This window comes from Mesorhizobium sp. KR1-2 (genome assembly GCF_040045035.1).
GTDB lineage: Bacteria > Pseudomonadota > Alphaproteobacteria > Rhizobiales > Rhizobiaceae > Pseudaminobacter.
On sequence record NZ_JBDZDS010000007.1, the window covers coordinates 265832 to 275956 of the forward strand.

Annotated in this window: 10 protein-coding genes and 2 pseudogenes; 9 read left to right on the forward strand and 3 right to left on the reverse strand. The window is 60.4% G+C overall.

The genetic code is table 11. The annotated features are described in order from the left end of the window. The first annotated feature begins 43 nt into the window (after positions 1-43). The 3 genes from ABLE85_RS16140 to ABLE85_RS16150 are packed head-to-tail and all read left to right on the forward strand — an operon-like array spanning position 44 to position 3655. Positions 44-1255 (forward strand): diaminopropionate ammonia-lyase, encoded by a 1212-nt coding sequence (locus ABLE85_RS16140; protein WP_348793718.1) that lies wholly within the window; start codon positions 44-46, stop codon positions 1253-1255. Then, on the forward strand, positions 1252-2493 hold the full coding sequence (locus tag ABLE85_RS16145; protein ID WP_348793719.1) for a Zn-dependent hydrolase: 1242 nt from the start codon (positions 1252-1254) through the stop codon (positions 2491-2493). The genes ABLE85_RS16140 and ABLE85_RS16145 overlap by 4 nt, the downstream gene beginning before the upstream one ends. Position 2494: 1 nt before the next feature. Continuing rightward, on the forward strand, positions 2495-3655 hold the full coding sequence (locus tag ABLE85_RS16150; protein ID WP_348793720.1) for a M20 aminoacylase family protein: 1161 nt from the start codon (positions 2495-2497) through the stop codon (positions 3653-3655). A 294-nt stretch (positions 3656-3949) separates the two neighbouring features. Here ABLE85_RS16150 and ABLE85_RS16155 read toward each other — a convergent pair whose 3' ends face one another. Continuing rightward, the gene (locus ABLE85_RS16155) at positions 3950-4345 is read right to left on the reverse strand and encodes a PRC-barrel domain-containing protein (RefSeq protein ID WP_348793721.1); all 396 of its coding nucleotides are present in this window, start codon (positions 4343-4345) and stop codon (positions 3950-3952) included. Between the two features lie 274 nt (positions 4346-4619). On the opposite strand from ABLE85_RS16155, the gene ABLE85_RS16160 reads away from it, so the two are divergent. From ABLE85_RS16160 to ABLE85_RS16180, 5 genes are all read left to right on the forward strand, one after another. Then, positions 4620-5201 (forward strand): L,D-transpeptidase, encoded by a 582-nt coding sequence (locus ABLE85_RS16160; RefSeq protein WP_348793722.1) that lies wholly within the window; start codon positions 4620-4622, stop codon positions 5199-5201. Positions 5202-5302: 101 nt separating this feature from the next. Next, on the forward strand, positions 5303-5572 hold the full coding sequence (locus ABLE85_RS16165; protein ID WP_348793723.1) for a hypothetical protein: 270 nt from the start codon (positions 5303-5305) through the stop codon (positions 5570-5572). 582 nt (positions 5573-6154) lie between these two features. Then, positions 6155-6427, forward strand: coding sequence for a hypothetical protein (locus tag ABLE85_RS16170; protein ID WP_348793724.1), 273 nt, complete (start codon positions 6155-6157; stop codon positions 6425-6427). Positions 6428-6593: 166 nt separating this feature from the next. Continuing rightward, entirely contained in the window at positions 6594-6860 is a 267-nt protein-coding gene (locus ABLE85_RS16175) for a hypothetical protein (protein ID WP_348793725.1), read from the forward strand. A gap of 682 nt (positions 6861-7542) precedes the next feature. Further along, a complete protein-coding gene (locus ABLE85_RS16180) occupies positions 7543-8055 on the forward strand; it encodes an arsenate reductase (azurin) small subunit (protein WP_348793726.1) in 513 nt (170 codons plus the stop codon). Positions 8056-8066: 11 nt separating this feature from the next. Here ABLE85_RS16180 and ABLE85_RS16185 read toward each other — a convergent pair. Then, a pseudogene (locus ABLE85_RS16185) lies at positions 8067-8204 on the reverse strand (integrase); the annotation flags it as partial. A gap of 376 nt (positions 8205-8580) precedes the next feature. Between ABLE85_RS16185 and ABLE85_RS16190 the strand changes: the two are divergent. Then, complete coding sequence (locus ABLE85_RS16190; RefSeq protein WP_348793727.1) at positions 8581-9954, forward strand: cation-efflux pump; 1374 nt, start codon at positions 8581-8583, stop codon at positions 9952-9954. A 35-nt stretch (positions 9955-9989) separates the two neighbouring features. Here the strand turns inward: ABLE85_RS16190 and ABLE85_RS16195 are convergent. Next, positions 9990-10125, reverse strand: a pseudogene (locus ABLE85_RS16195) (amicyanin); the annotation flags it as partial.

Sequence of the window (10125 nt, forward strand, 5' to 3'; positions counted from 1 at the left end):
GGCACGCCTGCAATATTTTTCGGCGGAAGCAAACGAGGCGACCATGTTTCTGCTGAACACCACTCCCGATTACCGCATGCCACTCCATCCAAGAGACGCCGAAACGCTCGGTGTCACCGCGGCCGAGGAGGTCGAGCGCCACCTCTCGTTCCGGGACAAACATGCGCCAACACCTCTCCTGGCGTTGCCCGGATTGGCGGCAGAGATCGGGGTCGCCGCTATCCACGTCAAGGACGAGGGCCAACGCCTTGGCCTGGGAAGCTTCAAGGCGCTCGGCGGAGCCTACGCGGTGATCCGGCTTGTCCTTGAGCAGGCCGAAAAAGAACTCGGCCGCCCGGTCGATATTGCCGACCTGCATTCGCCGGAGGTCCTCGCCGTCGCACGCACCATGACGATGGCCTGCGCCACTGACGGCAATCACGGCCGGTCGGTTGCGCAGGGTGCGCAGCTTGTCGGCGCGCGGGCCGCAATCTTCGTCCATTCCGGCGTGAGCGACGAGCGCGTCGCAGCCATTGCCCGTTTCGGCGCGGATATGATCCGTGTCGACGGCACCTATGACGATTCGGTTCGGGAGGCTGCTCGGACAGCCGACTACAACGGCTGGACCATTGTCTCGGACACCTCCTGGCCGGGCTACGAGCGCATTCCCGGGCTCGTGATGCAGGGCTACACGGCGCTCGTGCGTGAAGCCTTGCGGAAAATGCCGGAGCCGCCGACGCATGTGTTCATCCAGTCTGGCGTTGGCGGCATCGCCGCCGCCGTGGCGGGCTATCTGGCCATGGAGCTGGGCGACAGACGTCCGCTGTTTACGGTCGTCGATCCCGCCCGTGCGGGCTGCATCGTTGAATCGGCGCGCGCGGGGCATCGGGTGACGATTGCGCATGGCGAGCCGACCGTGATGGCGATGCTCGAATGCTACGAGCCATCGCTCGTTGCCTGGCGTGTTCTCTCCCGCGTCGCCGACGCCTTCATGACCGTCGATGAAGAGGATGCGATCGCGATCATGAAGCAACTCGCCCATCCACTCGCCAGTGATCCGGCCATCGTCGCCGGGGAAAGCGGCGGCGTCGGGCTGGCCGGGCTGATGAAGGCCGTCGCCGATCCCGCAATCAAGACGGCTCTGCGCATTGACGCAAAAGCGCGCATCTTCGTGGTCAACACGGAAGGGGCAACCGATCCGGGCAAATACCAGCAGATCGTCGGGCTCTCTTCCGCCGCGGTGGCGGCGGAGAATGAGGCAGGAGCCGAAGCGTGAGCAACCCGTCGATAGATGCAGCGCGCCTCCTCGGACGCATCGGCATGCTGGGCGCAATCGGGCGTGATGCAGAGGGTCGGCTGGTGCGCCTTGCTGCCTCCGATGCCGAGAAGCTCGGCCGCGACCAGTTCGTTTCCTGGCTCGAGGATGCGGGACTGGAGGTTGCTGTGGATCGCATCGGCAATGTCTTTGGCATCTGGAAGCCGGAGGGTGCGGGCGACACGCAACCGCTGATGCTCGGCTCCCACATCGATACCGTCATCAACGCCGGCATCTACGATGGGTGTTACGGCGTGCTCTCGGGCCTCGAGGTGATCGAAACCCTGAAGGGCGACGGCTTTGCCCCCTCGCGCCCCATGGTTGTTGCCGCCTTCACCAATGAGGAGGGCGTCCGCTACGCGCCCGACATGCTGGGGTCACTGGTTTACGCCGGCGGTCTCGACGTTGACGCGGCCCTTGCGATCGTCGGCACGGATGGCACGGTTCTAGGGGACGAACTGCGGCGTATCGGTTATGCAGGCCCGCATGAGCCAGGCTTCATGAGGCCACATGCCTACCTCGAACTGCATATCGAGCAGGGTCCGGTTCTCGAGCGCGAAGGCATTCCTGTAGGTGCCGTGCAGAATCTGCAGGGTATCTCCTGGCAGAAGGTGACAATCGAGGGCGACGCCAACCATGCGGGGACCACGCCGATTTCGATGCGCCGGGATGCAGGCTACGCCGCTGCCCGGGTCATTGCCTTCCTGCGCGAACGCGCGAAGGTTTCGAACACGCCGACGGTCGCCACGGTTGGCTGCATCGGCTTCGAGCCGAATGCGATCAATGTCATCCCCTCGCGCGCCACTTTCACGGTCGATCTGCGCGACCCGGACGATGACCGCCTCAAGGAGGAGGAAGCAGCGCTCACCGCGTTTCTCGAAAAGATTGGCGCTGAGGAGCAGGTCGACGTGTCGGTCGAGCGGCTGGCCCGCTTCGCGCCGGTGACGTTCGATCATCGGATCGTGGAACTGGTGGAGAAGGCGGCGCGGGATCGCGGTCTGGTGTGCAAGCGAATGACATCGGGAGCCGGCCACGACGCGCAAATGCTCGCCCGGATTGCACCGGCCGCCATGATCTTCGTTCCGAGCGTCGGCGGCATCAGCCATGCCCCCAAGGAATACACGGCTGATGAAGACCTCGTCGCGGGAGCCAATATCCTCCTCGACGTCGTCCGCCAGCTTGCGACGAAGGATAGCTGACATGATCGTCGACAAGGATGCACTTGTTGGGGAAATGACCGCCTGGCGGCGCGACCTGCACGCCCATCCCGAATTCGGCTTCGAGGAAGAGAGGACGTCGGCGTTCGTGGCGCAGAAGCTGCGGGAGTTCGGCCTCGACGAAGTCGTCGAGGGGGTCGGCGGGACGGGTGTCGTCGGCACATTGAGGCGCGGCAGCGGCAACCGCGCCATCGCTCTTCGGGCCGACATGGATGCGCTGAGGATCACCGAACAGGGCGAGCGGACCTACCGATCGGGGAATGTGGGCGTCATGCATGCGTGCGGTCATGACGGCCACACCGCGATGCTGCTTGGCGCGGCAAAGATGCTCGCCGAAGAGGGCGGCTTTGACGGCACGGTCCGGTTCATCTTCCAGCCTGCCGAGGAATGGGGCAAAGGGGCGCTGGCCATGCTCGACGATGGCCTGATGCAGCGATTTCCCTTCGATGAAATCTACGGCATCCACAACATGCCCGGCCTGCCAGTCGGCCATTTCGAGACCCGTCCCGGCCCGATCATGTCGGCAGAGGACAATTTCGAGATCGTCCTGAAGGGCGTCGGCGGCCATGCCGCACGCCCGCACGCTGCCAACGAGGTGCTGGTCGCGGCTTGCGCGCTGGTGACGAACCTCCAGACCATCGTGTCGCGGCGGCTCAGCCCCGCAGACATCGGCGTCGTCTCGGTCACGGAACTGATCACCGACGGTACGCGCAACGCGCTTCCAGGATTGGCCCGCATTCTTGGCGATGCCCGCAGCTTCCGTCCGGAGGTCAGCGCGGCAATCGAAAGGCAGATGCGCATCATCGCAGAAGGGACGGCAACGGCTCATAACGTTGCGGCCGAGGTCACCTACACCCGGGAATTCGTAGCGCTGGTCAACGACGCCACGCTCGTCGACGAGGCCTTCGCCGCTGCAGCCCAGACTCTCCACCCTGAGAACATTGCGGTAGCTGCCGAGCCGATGACCGGTTCAGAGGACTTTGCCCGTTTTCTTGCGCATGTCCCCGGCTGTTTCGTGTTCCTCGGCAATGGCCTGGACTCTGCGCCCCTGCACAATCCCAACTATGATTTCAATGACGACGGGCTTGTTCACGGCGTGCGCTTCCATGTCGGCATCACCCGCAGGCGGCTGAGCGCGCGGTGACGCTCCGCCCTCCGTACGCCCGCAAAGGGTGGCTTTCGGACGGTCCGCTTTTAGATCAGAAAGCGAAAAAGCGGTCATCTGTCTGATTGCGCATTGGGGTCGTTAACGGCTGGTCCGCTTTTGAGTGACAAGGCTTACAAACAGACGTTCAGATCATAAGGCGTCATGGCTGAGGCTGCCACTGATAGGCGAAAAGAACCCGCCGTCGCTGAGACGACGGGCCCTCATGATGTGCCATCTACCCCAAATTGGCGCGCTCACATCTGAGAGCCACGCATTGGATCACCCGGCCAGTTAGCGCTTCCAGCGACCTTCATACTTGAATTCCGGTGCTGACTTGAGTTCTTCCTTGGTGGCATTCATCGTCGCCGTCCATTTCTTGTCGTTTTCCAAGTAGAAAATTTTCAAGGCACTGGGGCTGACGACAACATAGTGCTCACCCATGCCAAGAAATCCGCCGACCGACACAATATAGCCGGCAAGCGTATCCTTGGAGAGAACCAAGTCCTTGATTTCACCGATGTCTTTGTTTTCGCCGTTGGTGATCTTCACCCCAATGAGATTGTAGCTGAGTACGTCCGTTGGCTGAGCTGTGACGAACACGTGGGAACCAGTCCCCACAGCGGTTTGCGCGTGTGCTACGCCCAGAGCGGTAGCGGCAGCGGCGATCGCGATGAGTGTCCTACGCATGAGCTTTGTCCTCGTTGACCAAGTTCATTGACGGTATTCAGGCACTCACAACTCAGGCATTGCCATTATGTTCCGACAGCCGACTAATCCTGACGGATCTAAATGCGCCATCACCGGCCGAGTTCCCCGGTTGTTGCTTACCCTTTGCCGCGGAGGAGGGCGGCTTTCGAGCACGAAGCTATCACTTCAACCCCTTGGACGCGACACAAGCCTGACCTAGACTGTTGGGGTAGATATCGCCATTCAGGCGCATTTCGCGCGAGGAGGGCGGTTCATGTTCAGTCGCCGATCGTTCGTGCTCGGGCTGGTCGCTTCGTTTCTAATGCCCCAAATTGGTGTTGCGGGGCATCGAGCTTCAGCGGCTAGGCATAAGAGGCACTTTGTTCTCAATCCAAAATACGCGCCACAGTCGGTCGCATTCTCCCGCGACTATCCGCCCGGCATGGTGGTGGTCGACCCGCATAAGAGGTTTCTCTACTTGGTCGAGCAGCCGGGCGTAGCCCGCCGTTACGGCGTTGGCGTGAGCAAGGCAGGATTGGCTTGGTCTGGCCGCGCCGTTGTCGGTCGCAAGGAAGAATGGCCGCATTGGAAACCGACCAAGGACATGATCCGGCGCAATCGGCGCGAATATGGAAAATATGCCAAAGGCCTGGAGGGTGGCCCTCACAATCCGCTGGGCGCTCGTGCGCTCTACCTCTATCAGGGAGGGCGTGACACTCTCTATCGGATTCATGGCACCAACGCGCCATGGACGATCGGCCGTGCCGTATCCAATGGCTGCATCCGCATGCTGAACGCGCACGTAGAGGACCTTTACAACCGTGTGAAAGTTGGGACGCCGGTAGTTGTCCGCTAGGTGTCTTCGATGGCTTGGTTGGACGCATCCGGTGTTCAGGATCGACGGCCAAGATGGCGCACCTAGCTTGCCATGCGCGCAGCCTGCGCCATATCGCTTGAGTGGGCATAGATTTTCGCACCGCCTTCGATGAAGCGCTGGCCTGGATCAGGCCAAAGTTCGATTACGCCGCCACGCCGTGGCTCCTCTTTCAAACCGTTATCATCGTATGCCTTTTCCTGGCGGCAAAACTCGTGGCGCGGCGGGTCGAACCGATCCTGGAAAGTCGGGCACGTCAGATCAAGGGCCATCCCGGATTGTTGCGGGTGGTAGTCGCGCTATTGCGGCGCAGTAACTGGATCCTCTACGGTCTGGCAAGGAGCACGTCGTGACCGAAACGCTAGATCGAAGTGCGCGATCCGAACGTATGTCCAGGATTCGAGGAACGGATTCGAAGCCGGAAGTCTCCCGGAAAACCAGTCTTGCATTTGGCAGGTGTAAAAAGTGGCTTTCGTGCAGTGCCGTGCATGTCGGCTTTGCGCCCCATTCTGGTCGTTCATTGCGTGATGCCGGAATCTCGGAAGCCACCGTTAGCCAGGTTGCAACCGCTTTCGGGTGCCAAGCTAACGAAAGCTGAACGTGCAACTTAGCTACAGCAAATTCTACTGGCGGGGGAGGCGCTAAGCTTTCCCCGTTGGGCATGCCCCGAGTGCTTCGCGGCCTCGCGCTCAAAGCGACGGGCATGAGCGGCGCTGAAGTAGAGTTCTTGGTTCGAGAGGTGCGCCAGAAGGCACGGCGTGAAGGGCGCAGCATTACCTATGCCGACATCGAGGGTGCCCTGGCAGACCGCGGGCCTGCCAGGTCGACTGAGTTGCAGGTTCGTCTGGCAACTCACGAGGCAGGGTAGTGCGTCAGGGGGGGCGGGAGGGAGCGAACGTAGCGATCTTGCGACCGCCACCAGGTTGGCTTTCAACATGGAGATGACACTCGGCTTTGGCAGCGATCAGCCACTTATATTTCGAAACGTCGACGATCCGTTCTCACTGATCGCGCTGAATCCGAAAGTCGCAGATAGGGTCCACGGGCGTCTTGAGACCGCGTATGGGAGCGCACGCAAGATCGTTTTACACAATCAAAATGCCATCAAATATCTGGCTGCCTGCCTGTTGGTGGAGGAGACCTTGGAAGGGCCCTCATTGCAATCGGTTGTCGATAAGGTGAGGCAATGCATGTCTAGCGGCAGTTAAGTCGCATCTCAACAACAGAGCTGCCGAAACTGCCGGTGCATGCAATCGTCGTCTCGCTGCGCCTTGTAAAAAAATGACCTTCAAAATAGCTTGACAATTTTAGGTGCTTCATCAACCCTTTTAGATGTGTTATTTTCATAAAAAATATATTGTAAGGATTAACGGTGTGAATAAATTTTATAAGAAGGCAAATAAATTGCAGGAAATTCGCCTTCAGATCTTGGATCTTATTTATGAGGCACAGGATGCCATAGATGGAACAGAGATTGAGGAGCTGGCGGCGCGCACTTGGCTTGAGCAAATAAGGGCCGCGCTTAATAGCGATCCTGCCTTTGCAACAAGGTTGATCCACACGATGGTGGACAGCGAGGCTGCTCTATTCGAGGAGGCGGACTGCAATCGACGGGCTGAATATTGCGATCGTGCTATATAGGCAGCCTTCCAGCCGAGACCGTTGTCGATGGGGCCCCTGGCCAAGCGAACTCGCATTGCTCTTTAGCTCCCTATCGCCTATCAAATAGCCAAGGATGCCAGATTGACTGAAAGGCTCCTTCCGCTGTGAAAACAGTCCAACCGGGATGGTGGATAAGGCGTAGCCGAAGAGAGTGTCGAGATTGCCAAGGGACCGCTCGAGAGAGCTGGTCCCTTTGGTTTAATGGCTATAGAAGGCGCGCGATGGTTGGCCAATCGGATGGAGAGCGCGAGCCACCCCTGCGCTGATGAGCGCGGAAAGGTATGAGGGGGGCTTTTGGCTGTCGGCGTCCTTGCGGGCCTGACCCCAAATCGGAAGCTATCATCAACCCTCGTCGATCTCCGCGGCTGCGATCTGTGCGATCCACATGCTTATCCTCCCCGTCCTCGAAGTAACGGAAAGCCCTGCCCAAGCAATACCCCCGTGGACAAGGCGACCCCCCGCCGAAGGTAGGTCCCACCAAATCAGCGTTCCGCTGGACCCTGGTTCCGCATGAGAGCACACATTTTAGGTGAACTCTTGGACCCATGACACACCGCATCACTGTTCGGCCTTCCGAACGCGGTTGCTTGTCTGACGGTTGCCGCTGTTTCGCGGGCTGGCGCTTGTCAGCGAAGTGCCTAGCGCCTCACGGGAGGAACGCATGGAACGCTGCAAAAGAATGGTCGATTTAGGCCGTCGCCGCTTCTTGCAGGGAAGCGCACTCGCGGCCGCCGGAGCGGCAGCCGCCGCCAGCTTCCCGCGAGAGGCGAAGGCTCAAGCACAGATGGCCAGGGTGGAGTATCCATCGAACCGCCTCGCCAATGTCGCGGACCTCAAAGTCAATGAGCCGCTCGAAGTCGCCTATCCCGACAAGAACGCGCCCGGAGTGCTGCTCAAGCTCGCCCACCAGGTCGAAGGCGGGGCAGGCCCGGACGGCGACATCGTCGGCTTCACCACGGTCTGTCCGCATCGGGGCTTTCCCCTTGCTTACCGTGCCGACGACCGCACGCTGAACTGCCCCGGCCACTACTCGCGGTTCGACTGCGAGGCGGGAGGACTTCAGATCTGGGGCCAACCCACCACCACAAGCGGCCTATCAGCTTCCCACCCCGGGACAGACCGGAGAGCAACCTTTCCAACAGGCCGAAGCGGTCGTCCGTGGTGCGTCGGGTGACCGCTTCAATGTCAGATTTCGGTTCGCTCTGCCAAGAGCAGTGCGTCCTCGACATCGACGCCAAGGTACCGAACGGTGTTCTCTATCTTGGAGTGGCCAAGCAGGATCTGGATGGCGCGGAGATTTCCTGTCGCCTTGTAGATCATCGATAGCCCACACAGTAGATGCCGATCACGTGGTCCTCTGAATCCCTTATTGGGTCGTATCCCGTGGCGTAAGGCTTGCCGAGAATGAAGCACGGCGTCCGTTGGGGCGGTTGGGCTGCAAGGTCATGATTATTGTTGTGCGGACGGACAGTTGCAAATGATTATCAATACCAAGTCATTGATATGTTTGACTATTTTTCCATTGATTGCTATGGGGGAGCGGTATCGGGGAGTAGCAACCGCCCGCAAGCGGGAGCGCGTCAACATACTCGCGGATGTCGCGTGGCGCGTTCGGACAGTTTTTGGCTGACTCTGCAAGACCGAGGTCGATCAACCTCTGGCGATTGGCCACGCGCCAATGCTCTCCCGGAGCCAAGAAATGCAGAAAGACAAAGAGCGCGTTGCGCTGATCTCAATGGCGTCGAGCGCGGCGCTCGCCATCGGCAAGTTCGCGATTGGCTTTATGACCGGCAGTATCGGCCTCATCTCGGAAGGCGTGCATTCCTCGTCCGATTTCGTGGCCACGCTGGTCACCTGGTGGGCCGTTCGCATTAGCGGCAAAGCAGCCGACGACGCGCACCACTATGGCTACGGCAAAATGGAGAGCATCGCCGCCTTGTTTGAGGTTGTGCTCCTTCTCGGGGCCGCTGGTTGGATTGCCTATGAAGCCCTCAAGCGCCTGTCCGGGGAGGCGCATCAAATCGAGGCCGCGCCGATTGCAATCGCCGTCCTAGTCGTTTCCATGGTCGTTGACTTCTGGCGGGTAAGGGCTTTGCGCAGGGTCGCCAAAGCGACCGGCAGTCCGGCGCTCGAAGCCGATGCCTTGCATTTTCTCTCGGATATGTTGGCCTCCGGGATAGTGCTGATAGGCATGGTGTTCGTGACGCTCGGCTACTGGTCTGCAGATGCCGTGGCCGCCCTGGTCGTGGCTGGGTTCATTGTCGTGGCAGCGGTCAAGCTCGGCCATCAGTCCTTTGCAGCCCTCACCGATGCCGCACCGGAGGGCGCGAGTGCGGCCGTCGCCGCTGCGGTCATCACCGTGCCGAACATCCTGGCCGTGGAGCGGACGCGGGTACGTATGGCCGGAGCGACTCCCTTCGTCGACCTCTTGGTCGCCGTAAGCCGGGCGCTGCCTCTCGATCACGTCGCAGAGGTGAAGTCGCAGGTTGTCCGTGCAGTGCGTGCGCAACTGCCTCATGCCGAGGTGACCGTCGAGATGAAGGCACGGGCCGGTGACGACGAGAGCATCGAAACCCAAGTGCGGGTCATCGCGGCCAACCGGGCCGCGGCCATTCACAGGTTGACGGTCCAGCGGGTCGATGGGCGGCTATCGATCAGCCTTGATATCGAAGTCGACGCCGACCTCAGCGTCGATCAGGCGCATGCAGTGGCAAGCGATCTGGAGACTGGCATCCGGAACGAACTTGGGGCCGACACGGAAATTGACACCCACATCGAGCCCATGGCGGCGGAATGGCTGGATGGCGGCGAAGCATCAAGCGAGGACTATCGCCAGATCGTGGACTCCTTGAGCAAATCAGCCGAACAGCTTGGCGTTGTCACCGATGTTCATAACATCCGTATCCGCAACACCAGCATCGGCTTGATCGTGAATTTTCATTGCCGTCTGCCGCCGAACATGTCGGTGACGGAGGCACACGCTGCTGTCGATCAATTGGAGCGAAGCGTCCGCTCTTTACACCTCAACGTTGCCCGGGCGATTGGCCATGCTGAACCAGCGCGGGAAGGCTAACCTCGAGGGCTGGAAACCCTAACTCCTGTTGCGGCCTACCGCACGGCCGCGGTGATGCGGCCCTTCATGTTGGGGTGAAAGCGGCAGTAGTAATCAACCACTCCCGCCTTCTCCAGCACTATGCTTGCCGACCTATTCGGCGGGATCATCACCTCCCAACCTCCCGTCACC